Source organism: Streptomyces sp. NPDC096323, assembly GCF_040302845.1.
Taxonomy (GTDB): Bacteria; Actinomycetota; Actinomycetes; order Streptomycetales; family Streptomycetaceae; genus Streptomyces.
In genome coordinates, this window is the sequence record NZ_JBEOSI010000003.1 from 544,563 (window position 1) to 569,447 (window position 24,885).

Sequence of the window (24,885 nt, forward strand, 5' to 3'; positions counted from 1 at the left end):
GGCCCGCGGTGCTCTCGGCCCCCACCCGCGCGGAGCACCCCGCGGCGAGCCTGCGGGCCCCCGCCGCCCCCCCCGCCCCCCCCCCGCCCCCCCCCCCCCCCCCCCGCCCGGGGGGCGCCCCCCCCCGCCCCACCGGTTCCCGCACAGATCCGAACCTCGCACCGCGCACAGCACCGACCCCTTCGACGACCGCCTGTCCCCTGTTCATACACCGCGGCCGGGCCCAGGGTTCCCGAAGCCCGTCGACTTTCTCGCTCGGCGATCAAACTTCACACGCACAGGACGCCGAGGACGCCGAGGACGCAGAGGACTCCAAGGCCGGTGTACGGGTGTTCAGTCCCATGACTCGCGCGCGGCGGGAAGTCCGTCGATCTCGCTCAGGTCGCGAGGCGTCAGCGTCAGCCCCGCCGCCCCCGCGTTCTCGACGGCCCACCGCGCCTGCTTGGTCCCCGGCACCGGAACCACCTGGGGCCCCTGCCGCAGCACCCAGGCCAGCGCCACCTGCGCCGGTGTCGCCCCGTGCCGCTCCGCGATCCGCCGCAGCCCCACCACCACCGGCTGGTTCGCCGCCATGATCTCGGCGGTGAACCGCGGATGCCTGGCCCGCAGATCCTCCGGTTCGAAGCCCTGCCCCGGAGTGAGCGTGCCCGTCAGATACCCGCTGCCCAGCGGCATCGCCGCCAGCACCCCGACCCCGCGCGCCGCACACCAAGGCACCAGCGCCTCCAACGCGTCGGGGGACCACACGGAGAGCTCCGCCTGCACCGCGCTCACCGGAAAGACCTGCTGCACCCGCTCCAGTTGCCGGATCGTTTCGTCGTGCGTCCGCGCTCCCCGCCTGCGGGCGGCCCCGGCACCGACCGCGCAGAGCCCGAGTGCCCGCACCTTGCCCGCGGTCACCAGCTCCGCCATCGCGCCCCAGGTCTCCTCGACGGGCACATCGGGATCGGCCCTGTGGAGCTGGTAGAGGTCGATCACATCCGTCTGCAGCCGCCGGAGCGAGGCGTCGCACGCCCGCCGCACATAGCCCGGCCGGCCGTCGGCCACGATGTGCTGATCGCCCACCAGCAGCCCGCACTTGGTGGAGAGGAAGGCCTGTTCACGGCGTCCCTTCAACGCACGCCCCACCAGCAGCTCATTGGTGAACGGCCCGTACATGTCGGCGGTGTCGAGCAGATCCACGCCCGCCTCCAGCGCCGCATGCACCGCGCGCAACGCCTCGTCACCGCGCTGCCGCGAGGCGCCGTACGCCCAGCTCATCGGCATGCAGCCGAGGCCGACCGCACCCACGGCGAGCGCCGCCGCACCGAGACTTCTGCGCTCCAACTCCCCGAACCCTCCCTCGGTCGTGTCCGCAAAGTCTCGCCCCGCCCTTCGGGCGGACGACGATACTGTGCGGACACTCCCTCTTACCGCACCCCCAAAACTAACCTCTGCGCCCCGCCGGGCTTCGCATAGCCTCCTGACCATGACTTCCACCACGCATTCCGCCGATGTGCCCGACGTCTGGCTGCCCTTCGAGGCCAATGAGATCGAAGGGCTCCCCGAGGGGTTCAACTACCGTTTCTGGGACGGCGGGCAGGACTTCCCCGCCGACCCCGCGCGCTGCGCCTTCTACGTCGTTCCCTACATGAAGGGGCCGGCGGTCGCGGTCCGTCCGCTCGGCGGCATGAGCGGGGTCCAGGTCGTCCAGACGCTCTCCGCGGGCATCGACCATGTGGAGCCGGGCCTGGGTCTGTTGCCCGCCGGTGTGCGGCTCTGCAACGCCAAGGGGGTCCACGAGGCGTCCACCGCCGAGCTCACCCTCGCGCTGATCCTCGCCTCGCTCCGCGGGTTCCCCGGGTTCGTGCGCGGCCAGGACGCGCAGGAGTGGCGGTCCGGCTTCTACCCGGCCCTCGCCGACAAGTCCGTGCTGATCGTCGGATACGGATCGATCGGCTCGGCCATCGAGGACCGGCTCGCGCCGTTCGAGTGCGCGCGGGTAGTGCGCGTCGCGCGCTCCGCACGGACAACCGCACGCGGCCCCGTACACACACTCGACGACCTGCCCGCACTGCTGCCCGAGGCCGACGTCGTCATTCTGTCCACCCCGCTGAACCCGTCCACACAGGGGCTGGTCGGCGCGGAGTTCCTCGCCGCGATGCGGGACGGGGCGCTGCTGGTGAACGTGGCGCGCGGCGGCGTCGTCGAGACCAAGGCCCTGCTGTCCGAACTCGAGTCCGGGCGGCTGCACGCGGCCCTCGACGTCACGGATCCCGAACCGCTCCCTTCGGGCCATCCCCTCTGGCATGCTCCCCACGTCCTCATCACCCCGCACGTCGGCGGCAGCACTTCGGCGTTCCTGCCGCGCGCCAAGCGTCTGCTGGCCGGACAGCTCAGCCGCTTCGCCGCGGGGGAGCCGGTGCACAACGTCGTGCGGACCACCGGCTGAACACGCTACGGGCACGTCACGTATCCCTCCGTGGCGACAACCGTGCAGGCTGTCACGGAGAGTAGAGGAACTATGTCCCTCTGTGACGAGTCTGGTGTATCGTCCCGAAAGGGGGGCTGCGCCGTGGAAGGGACGGCGCCGGGGAGGAAGCCACACGCGAGGGGGGCGACAGGCGATGTACGGCCGATGGGCGAACGATCCGACACGGCGGGGCGGCCGACGGCTGCCGACGGTGCGTCAGGTGCGCCGGCGCCGCAGCCGCCGGGCGGCATCGGGGGCACCCCGGTGAGCGCGCCGGCGAGCGCCCGCGGAGCATTCCTCGCCCGCCGTCCGGCCGTGGACCGGGCGCCCGCGGTGGTCCCGCGGCTCCTCCTCGGCCTCGTCTGCGGGGGATACGCGGTGGGCGCGGCCCTCGGCTGGGGCTCGGCGCGACTCGCGCTGTTCATGGGGGACTTCGGCCTGAGCGCGGCCGCCCTGGTCGCCGCCGTCTCCTGCTTCCTGTTCGCGCGCACCGCGGACAACAGGTTCCGGCCGGCCTGGCTGCTGTTCTCGCTCTCCTCCCTGATGGCCGCGGCGGGCAACGCGGTATGGGGCTGGTACGAGTGCGTGCGCGAGGTCCAGGTGCCCAGCCCCTCGCTGGCCGACCTCTTCTTCCTCTGCTTCGCGCCGCCCGCCATCGTGGGGCTGCTCGTCCTCGCCAAGCGCCCCGTCACCCGGGCCGGCTGGCTCTGTCTGGTTCTCGACGCCTGGCTGATCGGCGGATCGCTCCTCACACTCTCCTGGAGCCTCGCGCTCGCCCACACCGCGCACGTGGCGGACGTCGAGGGCGCCAGCGTCGCCCGCGCGGCGCTCTCGCTGGCCTATCCGCTGCTCGACATCGTGCTGGTCTCGATGGTGCTCGCGCTGCACTTCCGGCGCTCCAGCGTCAACCGTGCCGCGGTGAACACCGCCATCGCCGCACTGGCCCTCACGGTCCTGTGCGACGCGCTGTTCACCTCGCCGCTGCTGCGCCAGAGCTACCGGTCGGGCCAGCTGCTCGACGCGGGCTGGTTCGCCGGATCGCTGCTCCTCGCGTACGCCCCCTGGGGCGTCACCCGCGACGAGGACGCCACCGACCGGCCGCGGCCCGCGGCCCGTACCACCAGCCGCCCCATCTCCGGCTCACTGGCCGCGCTGACGCCGTATCTCGCCGCCGCGGTCTGCACCCTGGGCATCCTCTACAACGTCATCGAGGGCCGCCGGGTGGACCGCGTCGTGGTCTTCACCGGGTGCACGGTGGTGCTCGCGCTGGTCGTACGGCAGGGCATCATGCTCGTCGACAACATCGCCCTCACCCAGGAACTGGCCCAGAAGGAGAACCACTTCCGCTCCCTGGTCCAGGGCTCCAGCGACGTCATCATGATCGCCGCTCCGACCGGCATACTCCGCTACGTCAGTCCCGCCGCCGCCGGCGTCTACGGGCGCGACGCGGACGACCTCGTCGGCGCCGAGCTCTCCTCGATCATCCACCCCGACGACCTCGGCCGGGTGGTCCACGAAGTGCGGAGATTCCTGGCCGCGCCGCCCGCCGAGGAACCCACCACCCGCATCGAGTGCCGCTTCCGCTCCGGCACCGGCGAATGGCTGAACGTCGAGTCCACCGTCAACCGCCACCAGGGCGGCCTGATCCTCAACAGCCGGGACGTGACCGAACGGGTGCGGCTGCAGGCCCAGTTGCAGCACAACGCGGAGCACGACCCGCTCACCGACCTGCCCAACCGCGCGCTCTTCACCGACCGGGTCCGCGGGGCGCTGGCCGGCCGCCGGGCGGGCGACGCGGGCACCGCCGTGCTCTTCATCGACCTGGACGGCTTCAAGGCGGCCAACGACCGGCTCGGCCACCAGGCGGGCGACGAACTCCTCATCCAGGCCGCCCGCCGCCTCCAGGACTCCGTCCGGGCGGGGGACACCGCCGCGCGCCTCGGCGGGGACGAGTTCGCCGCCCTCATCGTCGGCGACGGCGGACGCGACCAGACCGCCCGTGAGTACCAGGTCCACGAGATCGCCGACCGGCTGCGCCTCACGCTCTCCCAGCCCTACCGCATCGGCGCCGGCGAGGTCCGGGTCACCGCCTCCATCGGCGTCGCCTTCGCCGAGCCCGGCATCACCCCCAACGACCTCATGCGCAACGCCGACCTGGCCATGTACCGCGCCAAGGCGGGCGGCAAGGACCGCGTCGAGCTGTACGCCCCGCAGATGCAGGCCGAGGTGGTGCGCCGCTCCGAGCTGGCGGCCCGGCTGCGCACCGCCCTGCGGGACGGCGAGTTCTCGCTGCTGCACCAGCCCGTCGTCCATCTGGCCACCGGCACGGTCGCCGCCGTCGCCGCACAGGCCCGCTGGCGGTCCGCCCAGGGCATCCTCTTCACGCCCGCCGAGTTCCTCCACGTCGCCGAGGACAGCGACCGCACGGCGGAGCTCGGCCGCTGGCTCCTCGAAGAGGCCGTCGAGCAGGCCGCCGACCGGGCGAGGGCCGGCCACCAGGTCTCCGTCGCCGTCCGGCTCTCCGCCCGCAGACTGCTCGACAAGGGGGCGCCGTTCGGCTCCATCGAGGCGCTGCTGACGCGGTACGGGCTGCCGTCCGGGGCCCTGATGATCGAGGTCGCCGACAGCGACCCCCGCGTCTCCTTCGACGAGCTGGAACAGCGCCTGGTGGCCCTGCGGCGCCTCGGTGTACGCATCGCGCTGGACGGCTTCGGCAGTGGCTACGCCGCGATCAACGCCCTTCGCCGGCTCCCCGTCGACGTCCTGAAGCTGGACCGCGGCCTGGTGGAGGGCGTCGTCGAGTCCGCCCGGCTGCACAAGATCACCAGCGGGCTGCTGCGGATCGCCTGCGACCTCGGCATGCAGTCCGTGGCCGACGGCGTCGACGTACCGGAACAGGTCCTCGCGCTGCGCGCCATGGGCTGTACGCACGGCCAGGGCATGGCCTTCTCCGGGCCGCTGGACGAGTACCGGCTGCGCCGCGCCCTGGTCCGCGGCGCGTTCCCGGTGCCCGGCGCTCCGGCCGCCCAGCCGGTCCTGGCGGGCGGCTCCGTCCCTCTTCTCACCGGCTCACATGCTGAGACGCCCGTCCCACCCACTTGACACGTCGAGTGCGTCGGAGAGAGGGTCAATGCCATGCGCACCCGAATTCTCGTACTTGGAAAGCGCGTCGGCTGAAGCAGAGTTCCTCGAAGGCACTTTGCAGACCGCACCGACGCGCTCCCCTCGCTTGCCTCCCGGCACGAGGGGTTTTTTGTTGCACCGGCACCAGTCAAAACAGCGCAAAACACTCGCGTAAACCCTCAGCTTCGAGAAGAGAATGCCGATGACCGAGCAGGCCACCGGGGCCCACCATCCCCAGCCGCGGGCCCGTAACGGCGGATCGTCGTCCGCCACCGTTGAGCACGTCACGGGTGCGCAGTCCCTCATCCGCTCCCTCGAGGAGGTGGGGGCCGACACGGTATTCGGCATTCCCGGCGGCGCCATCCTTCCGGCGTACGACCCGATGATGGACTCGAAGCGGGTCCGCCACGTCCTGGTCCGCCACGAGCAGGGCGCCGGCCACGCGGCCACCGGCTACGCGCAGGCCACCGGCAAGGTCGGCGTCTGCATGGCCACCAGCGGCCCCGGCGCCACCAACCTGGTCACCCCCATCGCCGACGCGTACCTGGACTCGGTGCCGATCGTCGCGATCACCGGCCAGGTGGCCTCCGCCGCCATCGGCACCGACGCGTTCCAGGAAGCCGACATCTGCGGCATCACGATGCCGATCACCAAGCACAACTTCCTGGTCACCAAGGCCGAGGACATCCCGCACACCATCGCCGAGGCCTTCCACATCGCCGCCTCCGGCCGTCCGGGCCCGGTCCTGGTCGACATCGCCAAGGACGCGCTCCAGGCGAAGACCACCTTCAGCTGGCCGCCGGTCATGGACCTGCCCGGCTACCGCCCGGTCACCAAGCCGCACGCCAAGCAGATCCGCGAGGCCGCCAAGCTCATCACCCAGGCCAAGCGCCCGGTGCTTTACGTGGGCGGCGGCGTCATGAAGGCCGGGGCCACCGCCGAACTCAAGGTGCTGGCCGAGCTCACCGGAGCGCCCGTCACCACCACACTGATGGCGCTCGGCTCCTTCCCCGACAGCCACCCGCTGCACGTGGGAATGCCCGGTATGCACGGTGCGGTCACCGCCGTCACCGCGCTGCAGAAGGCCGACCTGATCGTCGCCCTCGGCGCCCGCTTCGACGACCGGGTCACCGGCAAACTGGACAGCTTCGCCCCGTACGCCAAGATCGTCCACGCCGACATCGACCCGGCGGAGATCGGCAAGAACCGGACCGCCGACGTCCCGATCGTCGGCGACGCCCGCGAGGTCATCGCCGACCTCGTCCAGGCGGTCCAGGCCGAGCACACCGACGGCAACACCGGCGACTACACCGCCTGGTGGAAGGACCTCAACCGGTGGCGCGACACCTACCCGGTCGGCTACGACCTGCCGGAGGACGGCAGCCTCTCCCCGCAGCAGGTCATCCAGCGCGTCGGTGAACTCGCCCCGCCGGACACGATCTTCGCCGCGGGCGTCGGCCAGCACCAGATGTGGGCCTCGCACTTCATCAAGTACGAGCAGCCCGCCACCTGGCTGAACTCCGGCGGTGCGGGCACGATGGGCTACGCGGTCCCGGCCGCGATGGGCGCCAAGGCCGGCATGCCGGACCGCACGGTCTGGGCGATCGACGGCGACGGCTGCTTCCAGATGACCAACCAGGAACTCACCACCTGCGCGCTCAACAACATCCCGATCAAGGTCGCCATCATCAACAACGGCGCCCTCGGGATGGTCCGCCAGTGGCAGACCCTCTTCTACAACCAGCGGTACTCCAACACCGTGCTGCACTCGGGCGCCGACACGGACGGCAACGCGGCCAAGGGCACCCGGGTGCCCGACTTCGTCAAGCTGTCCGAGGCCATGGGCTGCCACGCGATCCGCTGCGAGGACCCGGCCGACCTTGACAAGGTCATCGCCGAGGCCAACGCGATCAACGACCGCCCGGTCGTCATCGACTTCATCGTCCACGAGGACGCCATGGTGTGGCCGATGGTCGCCGCCGGCACCTCCAACGACGAGGTCATGGCCGCCCGCGGCGTCCGCCCCGACTTCGGCGACAACGAAGACGACTGAGAGACAGAGAGAGACCGACTTCCATGTCCACCAAGCACACGCTCTCCGTCCTGGTCGAGAACAAGCCCGGTGTCCTCGCCCGGATCACCGCCCTGTTCTCCCGCCGCGGCTTCAACATCGACTCGCTCGCGGTCGGTACCACCGAACACCCCGACATCTCCCGCATCACCATCGTCGTGAATGTCGAGGACCTGCCCCTGGAGCAGGTGACCAAGCAGCTCAACAAGCTGGTCAACGTCCTGAAGATCGTCGAACTCGAGCCGTCCGCTGCGATCCAGCGTGAGCTCGTCCTGGTGAAGGTCCGCGCCGACAGCGAGACCCGCTCCCAGATCGTCGAGATCGTCCAGCTGTTCCGCGCCAAGACCGTGGACGTCTCCCCGGAGGCCGTCACGATCGAGGCGACCGGCGGCGCCGACAAGCTGGAGGCGATGCTCAAGATGCTGGAGCAGTACGGCATCAAGGAGCTCGTCCAGTCCGGCACCATCGCCATAGGACGTGGCGCACGCTCGATCACCGACCGGTCGCTGCGCGCCCTCGACCGCACGGCGTAACCCTTCCGGGTCCGCCACGCCGCTCGTATCGCGAGACCCGAAAACGTAACTGACGCACCCCGCCGTACGGTGGGACGCAACACCTGCACACCAAGGAGAAGACCCAGTGGCCGAGATGTTCTACGACGACGATGCCGACCTGTCCATCATCCAGGGCCGCAAGGTCGCGGTTCTCGGCTACGGCAGCCAGGGCCACGCCCACGCGCTGTCGCTGCGCGACTCGGGTGTCGACGTCCGTGTCGGTCTGCACGAGGGTTCCAAGTCCAAGGCCAAGGCCGAGGAGCAGGGCCTGCGCGTGGTGACTCCGTCCGAGGCCGCCGCCGAGGCCGACGTCATCATGATCCTGGTTCCGGACCCGATCCAGGCCAAGGTCTACGAGGAGTCCGTCAAGGACAACCTCAAGGACGGCGACGCGCTGTTCTTCGGCCACGGCCTGAACATCCGCTTCGGCTTCATCAAGCCGCCGGCCGGCGTCGACGTCTGCATGGTCGCCCCCAAGGGCCCGGGCCACCTGGTCCGCCGCCAGTACGAGGAGGGCCGCGGCGTTCCGTGCATCGTGGCCGTCGAGCAGGACGCCTCGGGCAAGGGCCTGGAGCTCGCCCTCTCGTACGCCAAGGGCATCGGCGGCACCCGGGCCGGCGTCATCAAGACGACCTTCACCGAGGAGACCGAGACCGACCTGTTCGGTGAGCAGGCCGTTCTCTGTGGTGGCACCGCCGCCCTGGTCAAGGCCGGCTTCGAGACGCTGACCGAGGCCGGCTACCAGCCGGAGATCGCGTACTTCGAGTGCCTCCACGAGCTGAAGCTCATCGTCGACCTCATGTACGAGGGCGGCCTGGAGAAGATGCGCTGGTCGATCTCCGAGACCGCCGAGTGGGGCGACTACGTCACCGGCCCGCGGATCATCACGGCCGACACCAAGGCCGAGATGAAGAAGGTCCTCACCGAGATCCAGGACGGCACCTTCGCCAACGCCTGGATGGCCGAGTACCACAACGGTCTGCCCAAGTACAACGAGTACAAGAAGGCCGACAGCGACCACCTGCTGGAGACCACCGGCCGTGAGCTGCGCAAGCTCATGAGCTGGGTCAACGACGAGGACGCGTAACACCGAAGCCCGAGGCGGCGGATCCCCGGATCCGCCGCCTCGGGCTTCCGCCCTGTTTCACCCGCTGGAAGAGGCGGCGTCGTACGTGTGTACAAGTCGTCCAGCCTCATGTGGGTGATCCTTCCAACGGGGCGCAGTATGCGTCCTCGCGCATGACTACACTTCTGCACATACACGCGTCAGGCCCACAGTGTCGTGCGTCTTCCACGCGGCAAGCCCCTCCACCGCCTGCGGCCGTCGGGACGGCCGTCCGCACTGGATCTGTGAGGACTCACGTGAGCTCGAAACCTGTCGTACTCATCGCTGAAGAGCTGTCGCCCGCCACGGTGGACGCCCTGGGCCCGGACTTCGAGATCCGGCACTGCAACGGCGCGGACCGCGCCGAGCTCCTCCCCGCGATCGCCGATGTCGACGCCATCCTGGTGCGCTCCGCCACCAAGGTCGACGCCGAGGCCATCGCCGCCGCGAAGAAGCTGCGCGTCGTCGCCCGCGCGGGCGTCGGTCTGGACAACGTCGACGTCTCCTCGGCCACCAAGGCCGGCGTGATGGTCGTGAACGCGCCGACCTCCAACATCGTCACCGCCGCCGAGCTCGCCTGCGGTCTGCTCGTCGCCACGGCGCGCAACATCCCCCAGGCCAACACCGCCCTCAAGAACGGCGAGTGGAAGCGCTCCAAGTACACCGGCGTCGAGCTGAGCGAGAAGACCCTCGGCGTCGTCGGCCTCGGCCGCATCGGCGTCCTGGTCGCCCAGCGCATGTCGGCCTTCGGCATGAAGATCGTCGCGTACGACCCCTACGTCCAGCCGGCGCGCGCCGCGCAGATGGGCGTCAAGCTCCTCACGCTGGACGAGCTGCTGGAGGTCTCCGACTTCATCACCGTGCACCTCCCCAAGACCCCGGAGACGCTCGGCCTGATCGGCGACGACGCGCTGCACAAGGTGAAGCCCTCGGTGCGCATCGTCAACGCCGCGCGCGGCGGCATCGTCGACGAGGAGGCGCTGGCCTCCGCCCTCAAGGAGGGCCGCGTCGCCGGCGCAGGTCTCGACGTCTACACCAAGGAGCCCTGCACGGACTCCCCGCTGTTCCAGTTCGACCAGGTCGTCTGCACCCCGCACCTCGGCGCCTCCACGGACGAGGCGCAGGAGAAGGCGGGCATCGCGGTCGCCAAGTCCGTCCGTCTCGCGCTCGCCGGTGAGCTCGTGCCGGACGCGGTCAACGTCCAGGGCGGCGTCATCGCCGAGGACGTACGTCCCGGACTGCCGCTCGCCGAGAAGCTCGGCCGGATCTTCACCGCGCTCGCGGGCGAGGTCGCGGCCCGGCTCGACGTCGAGGTGTACGGCGAGATCACCCAGCACGACGTGAAGGTGCTCGAACTCTCCGCGCTCAAGGGCGTCTTCGAGGACGTCGTCGACGAGACCGTGAGCTACGTCAACGCCCCGCTGTTCGCGCAGGAGCGCGGTGTCGAGGTCCGCCTCACCACCAGCTCCGAGTCGCCCGACCACCGCAACGTGGTCACTGTCCGCGGCACGCTGGCCGACGGCCAGGAGGTCGCGGTCTCCGGCACGCTGGCCGGTCCCAAGCACCTCCAGAAGATCGTCGCGATCGGCGAGCACGATGTGGACCTGGCGCTCGCCGACCACATGGTCGTCCTCCGGTACCAGGACCGTCCCGGCGTCGTCGGCGCGGTCGGCAAGATCCTCGGCGAGGCCGGCCTGAACATCGCGGGCATGCAGGTCTCCCGGGCCGACGTGGGCGGCGAGGCGCTGGTCGTCCTCACCGTCGACGACGACGTCCCGGCGTCGGTGCTGGCCGAGATCTCGACCGAGATCGGCGCGGCCTCGGCCCGTTCGGTGAACCTGACCGACTGAGTCTGTTCCGCAGTCCACGTACCCGACATCTAGACGCCCGTCTTACACGAGCGTCTGGGTGCCGGGTACGCTGCTGTCATGGGACATCGTGAGGATCTGCTCGAAGGCGCGAAGCGCTGCCTGCTGGAGAAGGGGTACGCCCGGACGACGGCCCGCGACATCGTCGCCGCTTCGGGGACCAACCTGGCGTCCATCGGCTACCACTACGGCTCCAAGGAGGCCCTGCTCAACCTCGCCTTCCTCAAGGTGACGGAGGAGTGGGGCGACGTGCTGACCAAGGACGGCGACGCGGCCGAGCCCGCGAAGGACGTACCCGCGGCTCCGCTCGACCAGTTCCGCGAGACGTGGGAGCGGGTGATCGGGAGCTACGAGCAGACCCGTGCGGTCTGGCAGCTCCAGATGGAGGTCATCTCGCGGATCGACTCCGACCCCGAGCTGCAGAAGGCCCTCGCCGGCCCGCAGCGGGAGGGCCGCGACGGCCTGGCCGAGAACATGCTGGGCATCGACCCCGAGACCGAACCCGAGAAGGCCCGGGTGGCCGGCCTGTTCTGCCAGGCGCTGCTCGCGGGCGTCATGGTCCAGTGGCTGATGGACAGCGATTCGGCGCCTTCCGCGCAGGACCTGACGGACGGCCTGAAGGCGGTCCTGGGGGGGCGGGCACCTGTGAGCGAGGACCTGGGATGAGCATCCGGGCAGGAGAGACCTTCGACGTCGCGCGGGCCGTCGCGGACCTGGACGCCTTGCTCGCCGCGCCGCTGCCCGCCTCCGGACCGACAGTGGCCGAGGGCGATCCGGTCACGGGGGAGTGGGCGGCGAGCGAGGGCGAGAGCTTCCGGATCGTCCCGCTCTGGGAGAGCGACTCACAGGGCCTGCGGGGCGAGGAGTGGGACGAGGCGGAGGAGACGGCCGAGGCGCACCTCGCAGCGCTGGTCGCGGAGCTGGAAGGCCGCTGGGGTCCCCACCACCGGGTGGCCGTCCACGTCCTGCTCCTTGTGAAGGAGAGCGGAGAACACCAGTCGTCCCTGCTGAGGGAGGACGGGCAGGAGGTGCCGCCGCTCCTCGACGCGCTGCTCGCCCAGGACTGCTACGGCGATCTCGCCGCCTGGGGACCGGTGCCCGGGCAGGGCCGCTGGGCCGGAGTGAGTGTCGGGCGCAGCGACGGGGACGCACCCCTGGTCATGACGGCCGTCGTCAGCGACCGGCCGATCGTCGCCCCGGACCCGCCCTCCTGGCTCTAGCTGGTGCTGCTCCGCGGAAGTCCGTGGAGGGTGTGGGTCAGGTTGTCCGGAGCGGGTCCCCGGAGGTTGCCGACGCCCTCGCCGAGAGCGGACTTCGGGACCGGTTCGAACAGGGTCGGAGGCACGGGGGGCGCGGCGAGGAGAGCGGCGATCCTCGGGATCTGGTCCGCCACGCTCGCGCTGTGCTCCGTGAACGCCTCGATCGAAGCGAACATCTGGATGACCAGCAGCGGTCCGTCGGCATCGCCGCGCGCGCGGTGCACCGAGTAGTGAAGGCATCCCGGTTCGGCGCGGATCCGCGGAGCGAGTTCGGCCAGCACCTCAAGGAGGTCCTCGCGTCGTCCGTTCCTGGGCTCCATCGTGGACACGGCAACGACCGTGCCGGTCCTGATCGGCCGGCCGCCCTGGAGCACCGCCAGCGCCTCGGCTGCCTCGGCCTGACTGCGCAGCCGGATCTCCCGGCCGCCCACCGCCGCTGCGGCCGAGGCTGCGACCGCGACCGCGCCGACCTGGTCGGCACTGACCCAGTCCGGATCATCGGAGTCGATCAGGCGGGTCCTGACCGGCCCGAGGACGAGGGCGAAGACCCGTTGCCGTCCTGCGACCTCGGCCTCGACCACCCGCCGCAGCATCAACAGCGCGGCCTGTTCCATGCTGACCAGCCCGCTGCCGGGAACCGGCGTGAACGCGGAAGCCCCGACGATCAACGTGTAGGCGCCGCGGGCGTTCAGCCGGGGCAGGAAGGCTCGCAGGACGGCCATGTGCGCGGCCGCGAGTCCGACGAAGGCGTTCTGCCAGTCGCTCTCGTCGATCTCCCAGAGCCGCTTGCCGGCCCACCACCCACCGATCGGGGCCACCACGTCGTCGACGCCGCCGAGCCTGCGCTCCATCTCGTCGGCAAGTTGCTCGGCGCCGGCGAACGTTGTGTAGTCGTGGACCGTCAGGTGCAGGCGGTCGGTCGCCGCGTCCCCGAGCACGCGCCGGAACTCCTCCGCCCGCTTTTGGGTGCGGGTCGGGACGACGACGTCCGCACCGGCGGCGAGGTAGCCGCGGACGACACCCTCCCCCACGGCGCCCGTGCCGCCCGGAACGACGACCCGGCGACCGGACAGACCGGAAAGTGCGTTGCTGCTGCGCATGAGATCACTCCTCGGGAGCGGTGCGGGGCAGTCGACCGGCGGTCCGCCGCTGACCCACTCGCATGTTGGTTAATCCAACGTTGGGTAGCCCAACATAGCAGGTGTTGGGGTGGCCAACAGTTAGGATGGGGAAATGGCGGACATGGACCACGCGTTGCGACCCCCGGCCCGACTGCGTGAGCTCGCCAGCTGGCAGACGAGCAAGGTGTCGACGCTCGGCGCCCGGCTGACCGCGCAACGCATGCCGCTGAGCGCCCGCGCCGATTTCGCCGTCCTGGCGGCATTGGAGGAGTACGAGGCGCTCAGTCAGGCCGAGATCGGCCGCCGCCTCGGCCTCGACCGCAACGACGTCAGCGGCATCGTCAATCGCCTGGAGAGCTGCCGCCGGGTCGACCGCCAGGCCGACTCCGCCAATCGGCGCCGCAACGTCGTCACCCTTACCGCCGCCGGAAGGCAGCACCTCGAGGAACTCCAACAGCACGCCGACGCCGTCCAGGCCGAACTGCTCGCCGGCCTCGACCCCGTGGAACGACGACAACTTCAGTGCCTGCTTGCCAAGCTGCTCGACAGTCACAAGCCGCAACCGGCGTAGGTGACTGGCCCGCAGTGAAAGTTGCCGGACGACACCCTGCCCAGCGGCCTGCCGGCCGGATTACAGCCGGGACGCCTTCAGTGCCATGTGCAGCAGCAGCCGGTCCTCGCCGTCGTTCAGGTCCAGGCCGGTGAGCAGCTGGACGCGGGAGAGGCGGTAGTACAGCGTCTGGCGGTGGACGCCCAGCTCGGCAGCCGTCCGGGACGCCTGGCCCGCGCAGTCGAGGAAGACCTCGGCGGTACGGGCGAGGTCGCGGTGCGCCGGGGTGAGCAGCGGGCGGACCGAGGGGTCCGGCGGGCCGTCCGTGGCCAGCGCCGTCAGCAGGCGGTACGGGCCGATGGCCGACCACTCGCCCACCGGGCCGAACCGGGTCTCCGCCGCTGCCGCCCGGGCCGCCGCCGACGCCTCGTGCCACGCGTCGGCCAGCTCCGCCAGGCCGCGGCGGGGGTCCGCGATCCCCGCCGCGGCGGCCGCCCCCGCGGTGGTGCGCAGGCGGTCCGCGGCGGTGAACGCCGGGTCCAGGACGTCGGGCGACCGGAGCCGGACCAGCGCTGCCAGCGCCGGGGCCCCCACGCCACCCGGGCCCGGGACACCGGACAGGGCCGCCGCCGACGGCACCGTGCGCACCGACGGCGGGTCCTCCGGCCACGGGGTCACGCACACCACGGTGTGCAGCCCCTCCGCGTCCGGACCGAGCGCCTCGGCCAGCGCGGCCACGGCCATGTCCCGCTGCCAGCCGCGCCCCGCCGTCAGGACCGCCCCGAACTCCCGGGAGAGATCGGTGCCCACCCGCGCCTCGTCGGAGAGCAGCGCCCCGATCCGGCCCGCCGCGTCCATCGCCGCGTCGAGCTGCTCGTCGGTCGGCCCCGGATCGGCGTCCAGCAGCCATACGTAACCGAGCACGACGCCCCGATGGCGTACGGGCAGACAGATCCGGCCCCGGTAGACACCGGCCTCCGGGGCGGCCGGGATGCGGACGGGGCCGGTGGCGCGGGTGATGCCGAAGTTCTCGAACCAGGCGCGGACCGCCGGCGTCGAGCGGCGGGTCAGGATCGAGCGGGTGCGGACCGGGTCCATCGCCGTGTCGTCGTCGCTGTCATGGGCCCCGAAGGCGACCAGGCCGAAGTCCCGGTTCTCCAGTGTCGCGGGGACGCCGAGCAGCGCGGAGATCTCGTCGACCAGCTCCTGGTAATCGCCCTTCACCCCGCCATTCTCGCACCCCTTCAGACATATGTCTGAGATCCGGGGAACGGATGCGTGACAGCTGTCGATGGCACAGGATCGGAGGGATCCTTAGATTTCACGGTGGTTCTCCGTGCTGCACCGCTTCTGTTCCCTATCGGGCACTTGTGGCGGTTCGGCCTTCGTTCGTACTTTCCGTGGAGGTGCCCCGTGCTGGGTCCCGTGATTCTCGCCGCGTCACGCAGCGACAAGATGCGCCGTTTCATCTCGGCAGCCCCGGGCACGAAGCAGGTCGTCGACCGGTTCATCGCCGGTGAGACGGTCGAGCAGGTCGTCCCGATCATCGAGGACGCCACCGGCAAGGGCCTCGAAGTCACCCTCGACGTGGTCGGCGAGGACATCACCACCCCCGAGCAGGCCGCCGCCGCGCGCGACGCCTACCTCGAGCTCATCGGCCGCCTCAAGGAGCTCGGCCTGGGCACGAAGGCGGAGATGTCCGTCAAGCTCTCCATGTTCGGCCAGGCACTGGACGGCGGCCACGAGCTGGCCCTCGCCAATGTCCGCCCGGTCGTCGAGGCCGCCGCCGCGATCGGCACCACGGTCACGCTGGACGCCGAGGACCACACCACCCTCGACTCGATGTTCGCCATCCACGAGGAGCTGCGGAAGGACCACCCGCAGACCGGATGCGTCATCCAGGCCTACCTCTTCCGCACCGAGGACGACGCCCGCCGCCTGGCCGACGCCGGCAGCCGCGTGCGCATCGTGAAGGGCGCCTACAAGGAGCCCGCCTCAGTCGCGTACCAGGACAAGGCCGAGACCGACAAGGCGTACGTCCGCATCCTGAAGACCCTGATGGAGGGCGAGGGCTACCCGATGATCGGGTCCCACGACCCGCGCCTCATCGCCATCGGCCAGGAGCTGGCCCGCAAGGCCGGGCGCAAGCTCGACGAGTACGAGTTCCAGATGCTGTACGGCATCCGCAGCGACGAGCACGTCCGGCTCGCGGCCGAGGGCCACCGCATGCGTGTCTACACCGCGTACGGCACCGACTGGTACGGCTACTTCATGCGCCGCCTCGCGGAGAAGCCGGCCAACCTCCTGTTCTTCGGCCGCTCCATCCTCACCAAGGGCTGAGCCCCCCACCCCTTTATTACTGAAGGAGCCACGGAAATCATGGACGCTGTCACCCAGGTCCCCGCGCCGGTCAACGAGCCGGTCCACTCCTACGCCCCGGGCTCCCCGGAGCGCGCCCGCCTGGAGGCGAAGCTCAAGGAGCTCGGCCAGAACCCGATCGACCTGCCGATGACCATCGGCGGCGAGAAGCGGATGGGTGGCGGCGAGCGCTTCGACGTCGTCCAGCCCCACAACCACAAGGCCGTCATCGGCACGTTCGCCGGCGCCACCGAGCAGGACGCGCAGGACGCGATCGACGCCGCCCTCGCCGCCGCCCCGGCCTGGCGCGCGATGGCCTTCGACGACCGCGCCGCGATCATCCTGCGGGCCGCCGAGCTGCTCGCCGGCCCCTGGCGCGAGACGATGGCCGCCTCCACGATGCTCGGCCAGGGCAAGACCGCCCAGCAGGCCGAGATCGACTGTCCCTGTGAGCTCGTCGACTTCTGGCGCTTCAACGTGCACTACGCGCGCCAGATCCTCGCCGAGCAGCCCCCGGCCAACTCCCCGGGCGTGTGGAACCGCATGGACCACCGCCCGCTGGAGGGCTTCGTCTACGCGATCACGCCGTTCAACTTCACGGCCATCGCGGGCAACCTGCCCACCGCCCCCGCCCTCATGGGCAACGTCGTCGTGTGGAAGCCGTCCCCGACGCAGACCCACGCCGCCGTGCTGCTGATGCAGCTCCTGGAGGAGGCCGGTCTGCCCAAGGGCGTCATCAACCTGGTGACGGGCGACGGCATCGCCGTCTCCGAGGTGGCCCTGAACCACCGCGACCTGGCCGGTATCCACTTCACCGGCTCGACCCCCACCTTCCAGCACCTGTGGAAGACGGTCGGCAACAACATCGCGAACTACCGCACCTACCCGCGCCTCGTCGGCGAGACCGGCGGCAAGGACTTCGTCGTCGCCCACCCGTCGGCCGACCACGCCGTCCTCAAGACCGCGCTGACCCGTGGCTCCTTCGAGTACCAGGGCCAGAAGTGCTCGGCCTCCTCGCGCGCCTACGTCCCGGCCTCCATCTGGAACTCCGGCTTCAAGGAGAAGTTCGCGGCCGAGGTCGACTCCATCACCATGGGCGACGTCACCGACCTGTCGCACTTCATGGGCGCCGTCATCGACGACCGCTCGTTCGCGAAGAACAAGGCCGCCATCGACCGCGCCGCGGCCGACCCGGCGTGCACGATCATCGCGGGCGGCACGTACGACGACTCGGTGGGCTACTTCGTCCGCCCGACCGTCATCGAGTGCAGCGACCCCGAGAACGAGGTCTTCACGACCGAGTACTTCGGCCCGATCCTCGCCGTGCACGTCTACGAGGACGAGAACTACGACGCGATGCTGGAGCAGATGGAGTCGGTCTCCGACTACGCCCTGACCGGCGCCGTCATCGCGAACGACCGCGCCGCGGCCGCGTACACGATGGAGAAGCTGCGGTACGCCGCGGGCAACTTCTACATCAACGACAAGTCGACCGGCGCCGTCGTCGGCCAGCAGCCCTTCGGCGGCGGCCGCGCCTCGGGTACGAACGACAAGGCGGGCGCCCCGCAGAACCTCCAGCGCTGGACCCTGACCCGGGCCATCAAGGAGACGCTGGTCCCGCCGACCGACTACACCTACCCCCACCAGGGCTGATGCCCAGGGGCCCCGGCCCCGCCACGAACTCCGCCTCCCGATCGGTTCCCCTGCCGGCCGGGAGGCGGTTTCCATTTCCCCTGCCGCCCGTTCACCTCCAGCCGTGCACGATCAACGACAGCCCCGCCGCGAACCCGCCGCCCAGCAGCACCAGATAGCGGCCGTAGTGGCGCCGGTGGCGGCGCATCAGGAGGCCGAAGCCCGCGAAGGCGAGGCCGACCGTCAGGGTGCGGGAGCCGCGGGCCGCCGCCGACGCGGCCAGCCAGTCGGGCGCGGGGACACCGGCGCGGCCCGCCTCGGCGCCGTACACCTTGAACGGGATGCCGTTCCACGGCTGGTGGCGCACCGCCGACGCGCCCTCCAGGGCCAGTTCGTGCCGGACCTCCGCCCTCATCCGGTCCGTGGTCAGCGGCGCCGGCAGATGGACGCCGGCCGACGCCAGGTGCAGCGCCAGCAGACCGCCCGCCAGGCTGCCGGCCAGCGCGCCGAGCGACATCTTCAGGGCCGCGCGCGGCACCGCCACGCACACCGCGCCCAGCAGCAGCTCCGGCATCAGCGGCCAGCTCAGGGCCTCCGCAAGCGCCCAGCAGAACGCCGGCAACACACCCCAGCGCGAGGTGACGACCGCCGCCACCCGGCGCCGCGTCGCGGAGTCCCGCAGCGGCTCGGAGACCGTACGGGCGTGCAGCGCGACCACCGCGTCCCGGGCCTCCTCCGGGGTCACGGCGGGCGGCAGCGGCTCACCGATCGACACCCGCACCAGCGCCGAACGCAGCCGTCCGTGCTTGGGCAGCAGCCGGTCCGTACCGGCGATCCCTACCGGCACCACCGGCACCCCGGCCTCCTCGGCCAGCACCAGCGCGCCCCGGTGGAAGGAGCCCAGCGCCCCGTCCTGCGCCCGCGTTCCCTCGGGGAACAGGACGACCGCGCGGCCCGCCCGCAGCTCCCCGGCCATCGTGAGCAGGTCCTCCATCCCGCCGCCGCCCCGCCGCACCGGGAAGCCCGCCGCCAGCCTGCGGCAGATCCGCCGCCGCCACGGGGAGGCGAACCAGTAGTCGGCCGCCGCGCCGATCGCCGGGCCGTGCCGGGCGTCGAGCGCCGCGAGGAGCGCCGCCGTGTCGGCGTGCGAGGAGTGGTTCGCGACCACCACACAGCCGCCGCGCGGCAGCCGGCCGCGCCGCTCGACCCCGCCGGTGAGGCTCAGCACGCCCCACCACAGCCCGCGCCGGAGCGCGGCGCCGGCACGGGAGCGGCGCGGGAGCACAAGCCGGGCAGGAAGGTTCAGGAGCGCACCCATCACGTCATCACCGTCGCCAGGAGAAGGGCCACCAGCAGGGAGTCGATCCGGTCGAGCAGCCCGCCGAAGCCGGGCAGCCAGCTGCCCGCGTCCTTGACCCCCGACTCGCGCTTGACCATGGACTCGATCAGGTCGCCGAGCACACAGCCGACGATCACCGCCGCCCACAGCGGGAGGCTGAACTCGCCCAGCACGAGCAGGAGTCCGGCCGTCGCGGCGGCAGCGCCGAGCACGCCCGCCCAGGTCTTGTTGGGGGACAGCGGCGACAGCGGCCGGGCGAGCGGACCGCGCCGGCCCAGTGCCGTACCGCCGCACCAGGCCCCGACATCGCCGAGGGCCACCGCCAGGCCCACCGCCACAGCAGTCTCGCCGAGCGTCACCAGACCGGTCAGCGCGACCGGGATCCACAGCAGCCCGAACGCGGTGCGGGCCGTGCGGGTGAAGCCCGTGCGGTCGTCCCCGCCAAGCACCGACGGCAACGCGGCCGCGACCAGCAGCAGGGCCGCCGCCCGAAGGTCCAGGAGCTGCGGCCCCAGCCAGGCCAGCGCCGGCAGGGTGACCGCGGCCGCCGCCAGCACCACATGGTCGCCGCGCCGCAGTCCGGCCATCCGGACGAACTCGCTCGCGGCGATCACCCCGAGCCCCGCGGCCAGCGCGTACGTGCCGCCGCCGCCCAGGGCGTACGCCCCCAGGAAGACCGGCGCGACCAGCGCCCAGGTCCGCCACCGTCTGCGCAGTTCGGCGCGCATCCGCACCTTCGAGGGGAGGACCGCGACCGCGACCCCGCCCGCCCCCAGCACACCCGCGACCAGCGGCACCGCCCGCACGACGGCCTCCTCGGCGATCAGTACGGCGCTCATGCCAGCTCCCTCCACAGCCCGGCCAGCCGGAGCGCCGCCGTGAGCAGCGAACCGACGGCGATCACGATCAGTACCGGTACGGCCCAGCCGCTGGCCGCGGCGACCACGACCAGCAGGCAGCGCTCGGTCTTGCCGACCGGCCCGCCGTTGCGCCGGGGTGCCCCGGCCGCCGCACCGGCCAGCGACACCCAGGAGGGCAGCGTCGCCGCGAGCGCGGCGACCGCCACCAGCCAGAGCGGGGCGAGCGCGAGGAATCCGGCCAGCACCACCAGGTCCGCGACCCGGTCGCCCAGCTCGTTGAGCACCGCGCCACGCCGCGTCGTGCGGCCCGTGTCGCGGGCCAGGGCCCCGTCCAGGTTGGCGAAGGCGAGCCGGGCCGCGAGCAGCACGGCGACGGGAAGCGCGGCGATTCCGGTGGGCAGCCAGGCGAGCGCGGCTGCGCCGCCGGCCGCGGCGACGACGCCGGCGGCGGTGAGGGTGTCGGGCGACACCTCACGGCGGACGAGCGAGGCGCGAAGACCGGAGAGCCGGTCCGCGTACCAGGGCTTGAGAGCGTAGAGGCCGTTCATGGACCCAACTGTCGTGCGCCGCGCATGCCTTCGACACGGGGCAGGTACTCAAACGGCGGCTGAGTATCTCTCTGGTGCGGCGCGGGTGCGCCCGGCTAGGCGCCCGTACGGATCAGCATCTTGCCGGTGTTCTCGCCGCGCAGCATGGCCAGGAAGCCGTCCACGGTCCGCTCGAAGCCGTCGACGACGGTGACGTCCGGGGTGATCCGGCCGTTCCGCAGATGCGGGACGAGCAGGTCCTCCAACTCGCCCTGCGCGTCGCCGTGGTTGCGGACCAGCACGCCTTCGAGCCGCAGGCTCTTGCCCACCACGTCGTAGAGGTTGCGCGGGGCGGCGGGCGGCCGGCCCGCGGAGTGGTACTGGGCGATCGCGCCCACCCAGGCGATCCGCCCGTGCTCGCGCAGCGCCCCGATCGCGCCCTCCAGCTGGTCCCCGCCCACGTTGTCGACGACGGCGTCGAGTCCGTCCGGCGCGGCCTCGGCGAGGAGTTCACCGAACGGCCCGTCGTGGTAGTCGAAGGCCGCGTCGAAGCCGAGTTCCCCCGTCAGCCGGGCGGCCTTCGCGGGCGAACCCGTGCTGCCGACGATCCTGCCGGCGCCGAGGAGCCGGGCGATCCGGCCCACCGCGGTGCCGACCCCGCCCGCGGCGGCCGAGACGAACAGATCCTGCCCCGCCCTGAGCTCCAGCGTGCGGGTGAGCGCCACATACGCGGTCAGACCGGTGCCGCCGAGGATCGAGAGATGAGCGGCCAGCGGCACGCCCTCGTACGACGGAAGCCTGCGCGTACCGGGCGTGCCGGCCGTGACCAGGGCGTGGGTCCGCCAGCCGTGCCGGTGGAAGACCAGGTCGCCCTCGGCGAGAGCGGGGTCGCGGGAGGCGACGACCCGGCCGACCGCGCGGCCTTCCAGCGGGGTGTTCAGCTCCCAGCCGCCGTCCATCTCCTCGCGGTGGTACGGGTCCACGGAGAGGTAGAGGTTCTCCACGAGGGCCTCGCCCGGACCGGGAGCGGGGAGCGGGGCGTCGACCACGGAGAAGAGGCCGGGAGCGGGGAAGCCGGAGGGGCGGGTGGTCAGGTGGAAGGTACGGGCGGTGCGGGTCGTCGTCATGGCAGTGACCGTAGGAAGGAATCGATCGGGCCGGCAGTGGGTTCCGTCGATGGAAAGCCCGTTTCCATGAACGGCTTTCATGGATGGCTGAGGGAAACAGGGGGACGCACACCATGACCGATCTCACCCCGCACGAGTTGCGGATCATCGTCACGGTCGAGGACGCCGGCAGCTTCTCGGGCGCCGCGGCCGCGCTGGGCATGACGCAGTCGGCGGTCTCGCATGCGATCCGGACCAGCGAGGGCAGGATCGGGGCGGTGCTCTTCGACCGCGGCCGCAAGGGTGCCCGGCCCACGGCGGCGGGTGCGAGTGCCGTCGCGCACGCACGCCGCGTCCTGCGGCTGCTGGAGGTCATGGGCGCCGAGGCGCGGGCGGCGGCTTCCGGACCCGAGGGGGCCGGCGCCCTGGCCGGGCCGCTGCGGATCGCCGCCTTCCGCAGCGCCGCGCTCCATCTGCTGCCGCCCGCCCTGGAACGGCTCAGGGCCCGCCACCCGGGGATCGAGCCGAGGGTGCGCGTGGTCCGGGAAGTGGGGCGAGGGACGGCGGGGGAGGTCCTGGACGGCCGCGCCGACCTCGGCATCGCGACGATCGGCGCGAGTTCACCCGTACCGGAGGAACTGGTCGGGGGAGTGCTGCGGGAGGAGGAGTACGCGCTGGTACATCCGGCCGGTCATCCGGCGCCCCGGACGCTCCCCCTGGTCGACTGGGCGGAGAGCTGCACCTCGTACACCCGCGACTGGTGGGCCGCCCAGGACTGGATCCCGCGGGCGACGGTGGAGGCGGAGGACGACGGAGCGGTGCTCTCGATGGTGTCCCGTGGTCTCGGCATGGCGATCATGCCCGGACTGTCCCTCGAAGGAGCACCGGACACGGTCGCGATCACCGCTCTCGGACCGGAGCGGCCGACCCGTTCGGTGGGCTATGTCACCACCCCTGAGCTGGCACGATCGCTCGCCGTGCGGGCGCTCATCCGGGAGCTGAGAGTGAGCGCGGCGTGAGCGCGCGTAAACCTCCGTCTCAGATAGTAGGAAGTCCGAGTAATTGTGGAGACAGACCGGCGCAGCTGTTCTAGCTTTGTAGAAGCCGAACGTCTCGCTTGATCAAGCGACTGGCGGTCGTGAGCGCGCGCCCCGAAGCAGGCAACCCCTGCCGCGCCTGCTCCCCGCCCCTTCCGGCACCTCGAAATCCCTGATCTCGACATCACGTTCACGATTTTTCGATCTCGAAATCCTCGCGATCTCAAGGAGTCGATCCACCATGGCCGAGACCACTGTCCGCCGCCGCGTCCGCCACACCCACCGCCCGACCGAGTCGGAGCGGCAGAATGCCGCCGCCGCCCTGCAGCGCGCCTTGGACCGCAGGGACAACGGCGGCTCCACCGGGCACTGAACAACCGGGGCCGCACGTCTGTCGGTCGGCGACACGTTCACCGGTCGGCGTACGTCCCGTCGGCCGCCGCGCAGTCGCCGCCGGTCAGCCGCGGCTGATCTCGAAGTGGTCGATGCGCTCGCCCCTCTTGGCGAGCGCGCTGACTGCTGCCCGACTGCACTCCGCGGGGTAGATGAACGGCACACGTACAGCCGTCCACGTGTCCGCATAGTGGACGCGACGTGTCACGGGGTGGGACGCGCAGTATCGTTCCGGACATGGCACCCAGCATCAATCTCGCAGTGATCCCCGGTGACGGTATCGGCCAGGAGGTCGTGGCCCAGGGGCTCAAGGTCCTCCGCGCTGTTCTCCCGCAGGATGTGAAGCTGGAGACCAAGGAGTACGACCTCGGCGCCCAGCGATGGCACCGCACCGGTGACACCCTCCCGGACGCGGAGCTGGAGGCCCTCAAGGGCCACGACGCCATCCTGCTCGGCGCGATCGGCGACCCGTCCGTGCCCTCCGGCGTGCTGGAGCGCGGGCTGCTGCTGAAGCTGCGCTTCGCCTTCGACCACTTCATCAACCTGCGGCCGTCGAAGCTCTTCCCGAACACGGCGACCCCGCTGGCCGGCACTCCGGACATCGACTTCGTCGTCGTCCGTGAGGGCACCGAGGGTCCGTACACCGGCAACGGCGGTTCGCTGCGCACGGGCACGGAGCACGAGGTCGCCACCGAGGTCAGCCTCAACACCGCCTTCGGTGTCGAGCGCGTCGTCCGCGACGCCTTCGAGCGCGCCGCCGCCCGCCCGCGCAAGAAGCTGACCCTGGTCCACAAGAACAACGTCCTCGTGTACGCGGGTCACCTGTGGAAGAACACCTTCGACAGGGTCGCGGCCGAGTACCCCCAGGTCACCACCGACTACCTGCACGTCGACGCGGCGACGATCTTCTTCGTCACCCAGCCGGAGCGCTTCGACGTCATCGTCACCGACAACCTCTTCGGTGACATCCTCACCGACCTCGCCGCGGCCGTCTCCGGCGGCATCGGCCTGGCCGCCTCCGGCAACATCAACCCGACGGGCGCCTTCCCGTCGATGTTCGAACCGGTCCACGGCTCGGCCCCCGACATCGCGGGCCAGGGCAAGGCCGACCCGACCGCCACGATCCTCTCCGTCGCCCTCCTGCTGCGCCACCTCGGCTACGAGGCCGAGGCCGTGCGCATCGAGGACGCCGTCTCCGCCGACCTCGCGGAGCGAGGGGGGCACCTCCCGGGCCTTTCAGGCTCCGGGGGAGGCAGTGCCCGCAGCACCGACGAGATCGGCGACGCGCTCGCGGTACGCGTAGCGGGCTGATCCGACGACTCCCTCACGAAGCCGCCGGGTCGCACACGCACCCGGCGGCTTCTCCTGTGCGGCCCCGGGTGTCACCATCGAACCCTGGACCGCATTCACGCCATTTCGTGCACGGCCCCCCGCGAGAGATAATCGAACGGGACCGTGGCTTGCCGCGAAGCTCGGACGTCCTAGCATCCGTCCGGCAGGAACTGGCGTGGGCGTGGGTCCTACACACAC

21 protein-coding genes are annotated in these 24,885 nt (G+C 71.4%); 14 read left to right on the forward strand and 7 right to left on the reverse strand.

Annotated features, from left to right (window positions below):
* Positions 1 to 333: 333 nt before the first annotated feature.
* A complete protein-coding gene (locus tag ABTX18_RS10240; RefSeq protein ID WP_352122483.1) occupies positions 334 to 1,290 on the reverse strand; it encodes an aldo/keto reductase in 957 nt (318 codons plus the stop codon).
* A gap of 178 nt (positions 1,291 to 1,468) precedes the next feature.
* Here ABTX18_RS10240 and ABTX18_RS10245 point away from each other — a divergent pair, with 178 nt between their 5' ends.
* The 8 genes from ABTX18_RS10245 (at position 1,469) to ABTX18_RS10280 (ending at position 12,393) form a co-directional block, all read left to right on the forward strand.
* Positions 1,469 to 2,431: a 2-hydroxyacid dehydrogenase gene (locus ABTX18_RS10245; RefSeq protein ID WP_352122281.1), complete on the forward strand. Its 963-nt coding sequence runs from the start codon at positions 1,469 to 1,471 to the stop codon at positions 2,429 to 2,431.
* A 186-nt stretch (positions 2,432 to 2,617) separates the two neighbouring features.
* The gene (locus ABTX18_RS10250; protein WP_352122282.1) at positions 2,618 to 5,554 is read left to right on the forward strand and encodes a putative bifunctional diguanylate cyclase/phosphodiesterase; all 2,937 of its coding nucleotides are present in this window, start codon (positions 2,618 to 2,620) and stop codon (positions 5,552 to 5,554) included.
* A 217-nt stretch (positions 5,555 to 5,771) separates the two neighbouring features.
* Entirely contained in the window at positions 5,772 to 7,628 is a 1,857-nt protein-coding gene (locus ABTX18_RS10255; protein WP_352122283.1) for an acetolactate synthase large subunit, read from the forward strand.
* A 23-nt stretch (positions 7,629 to 7,651) separates the two neighbouring features.
* Positions 7,652 to 8,179 carry an acetolactate synthase small subunit gene (gene ilvN, locus ABTX18_RS10260; protein WP_136329340.1) on the forward strand — a complete coding sequence of 176 codons (528 nt, stop codon included), beginning with the start codon at positions 7,652 to 7,654 and terminating at the stop codon, positions 8,177 to 8,179.
* A 106-nt stretch (positions 8,180 to 8,285) separates the two neighbouring features.
* Positions 8,286 to 9,287 carry a ketol-acid reductoisomerase gene (gene ilvC / locus ABTX18_RS10265; RefSeq protein WP_136329339.1) on the forward strand — a complete coding sequence of 334 codons (1,002 nt, stop codon included), beginning with the start codon at positions 8,286 to 8,288 and terminating at the stop codon, positions 9,285 to 9,287.
* A gap of 275 nt (positions 9,288 to 9,562) precedes the next feature.
* Positions 9,563 to 11,155, forward strand: coding sequence for a phosphoglycerate dehydrogenase (serA, locus tag ABTX18_RS10270; protein WP_352122284.1), 1,593 nt, complete (start codon positions 9,563 to 9,565; stop codon positions 11,153 to 11,155).
* Positions 11,156 to 11,233: 78 nt separating this feature from the next.
* Complete coding sequence (locus tag ABTX18_RS10275) at positions 11,234 to 11,839, forward strand: TetR/AcrR family transcriptional regulator (protein ID WP_352122285.1); 606 nt, start codon at positions 11,234 to 11,236, stop codon at positions 11,837 to 11,839.
* Positions 11,836 to 12,393, forward strand: a complete 558-nt coding sequence (locus ABTX18_RS10280; protein ID WP_352122286.1) for a hypothetical protein — start codon at positions 11,836 to 11,838, stop codon at positions 12,391 to 12,393. Before ABTX18_RS10275 ends, ABTX18_RS10280 begins: the two co-directional genes overlap by 4 nt.
* On the opposite strand, the gene ABTX18_RS10285 is transcribed toward ABTX18_RS10280, so the two are convergent.
* Entirely contained in the window at positions 12,390 to 13,532 is a 1,143-nt protein-coding gene (locus ABTX18_RS10285) for an SDR family oxidoreductase (RefSeq protein ID WP_352122287.1), read from the reverse strand. The genes ABTX18_RS10280 and ABTX18_RS10285 overlap by 4 nt on opposite strands.
* Positions 13,533 to 13,665: 133 nt before the next feature.
* On the opposite strand from ABTX18_RS10285, the gene ABTX18_RS10290 reads away from it, so the two are divergent.
* Positions 13,666 to 14,124, forward strand: coding sequence for a MarR family winged helix-turn-helix transcriptional regulator (locus ABTX18_RS10290; protein WP_352122288.1), 459 nt, complete (start codon positions 13,666 to 13,668; stop codon positions 14,122 to 14,124).
* A 60-nt stretch (positions 14,125 to 14,184) separates the two neighbouring features.
* Here the strand turns inward: ABTX18_RS10290 and ABTX18_RS10295 are convergent, their stop codons facing one another.
* On the reverse strand, positions 14,185 to 15,327 hold the full coding sequence (locus tag ABTX18_RS10295; RefSeq protein ID WP_352122289.1) for a PucR family transcriptional regulator: 1,143 nt from the start codon (positions 15,325 to 15,327) through the stop codon (positions 14,185 to 14,187).
* Positions 15,328 to 15,516: 189 nt separating this feature from the next.
* Between ABTX18_RS10295 and ABTX18_RS10300 the strand changes: the two genes are divergently transcribed.
* Complete coding sequence (locus tag ABTX18_RS10300; protein ID WP_352122290.1) at positions 15,517 to 16,443, forward strand: proline dehydrogenase family protein; 927 nt, start codon at positions 15,517 to 15,519, stop codon at positions 16,441 to 16,443.
* Positions 16,444 to 16,482: 39 nt separating this feature from the next.
* The gene (pruA, locus tag ABTX18_RS10305; RefSeq protein WP_352122291.1) at positions 16,483 to 18,114 is read left to right on the forward strand and encodes an L-glutamate gamma-semialdehyde dehydrogenase; all 1,632 of its coding nucleotides are present in this window, start codon (positions 16,483 to 16,485) and stop codon (positions 18,112 to 18,114) included.
* A gap of 91 nt (positions 18,115 to 18,205) precedes the next feature.
* Here the strand turns inward: pruA and ABTX18_RS10310 are convergent, their stop codons facing one another.
* The 4 genes from ABTX18_RS10310 to ABTX18_RS10325 form a co-directional block, all read right to left on the reverse strand.
* Complete coding sequence (locus tag ABTX18_RS10310; RefSeq protein ID WP_352122292.1) at positions 18,206 to 19,411, reverse strand: lysophospholipid acyltransferase family protein; 1,206 nt, start codon at positions 19,409 to 19,411, stop codon at positions 18,206 to 18,208.
* Complete coding sequence (locus ABTX18_RS10315; RefSeq protein WP_352122293.1) at positions 19,411 to 20,271, reverse strand: phosphatidate cytidylyltransferase; 861 nt, start codon at positions 20,269 to 20,271, stop codon at positions 19,411 to 19,413. The genes ABTX18_RS10310 and ABTX18_RS10315 overlap by 1 nt, the downstream gene beginning before the upstream one ends.
* Positions 20,268 to 20,840: a CDP-alcohol phosphatidyltransferase family protein gene (locus tag ABTX18_RS10320; RefSeq protein WP_352122294.1), complete on the reverse strand. Its 573-nt coding sequence runs from the start codon at positions 20,838 to 20,840 to the stop codon at positions 20,268 to 20,270. The genes ABTX18_RS10315 and ABTX18_RS10320 overlap by 4 nt, the downstream gene beginning before the upstream one ends.
* A gap of 95 nt (positions 20,841 to 20,935) precedes the next feature.
* Complete coding sequence (locus tag ABTX18_RS10325) at positions 20,936 to 21,946, reverse strand: NADP-dependent oxidoreductase (RefSeq protein WP_352122295.1); 1,011 nt, start codon at positions 21,944 to 21,946, stop codon at positions 20,936 to 20,938.
* Between the two features lie 113 nt (positions 21,947 to 22,059).
* On the opposite strand from ABTX18_RS10325, the gene ABTX18_RS10330 reads away from it, so the two are divergent.
* From ABTX18_RS10330 to ABTX18_RS10340, 3 genes are all read left to right on the forward strand, one after another.
* Positions 22,060 to 22,944, forward strand: a complete 885-nt coding sequence (locus tag ABTX18_RS10330; protein ID WP_352122296.1) for a LysR family transcriptional regulator — start codon at positions 22,060 to 22,062, stop codon at positions 22,942 to 22,944.
* Between the two features lie 259 nt (positions 22,945 to 23,203).
* A complete protein-coding gene (locus ABTX18_RS10335; protein ID WP_261991728.1) occupies positions 23,204 to 23,335 on the forward strand; it encodes a hypothetical protein in 132 nt (43 codons plus the stop codon).
* Positions 23,336 to 23,592: 257 nt separating this feature from the next.
* Positions 23,593 to 24,666, forward strand: a complete 1,074-nt coding sequence (locus ABTX18_RS10340; protein WP_352122297.1) for a 3-isopropylmalate dehydrogenase — start codon at positions 23,593 to 23,595, stop codon at positions 24,664 to 24,666.
* Positions 24,667 to 24,885: the final 219 nt, after the last annotated feature.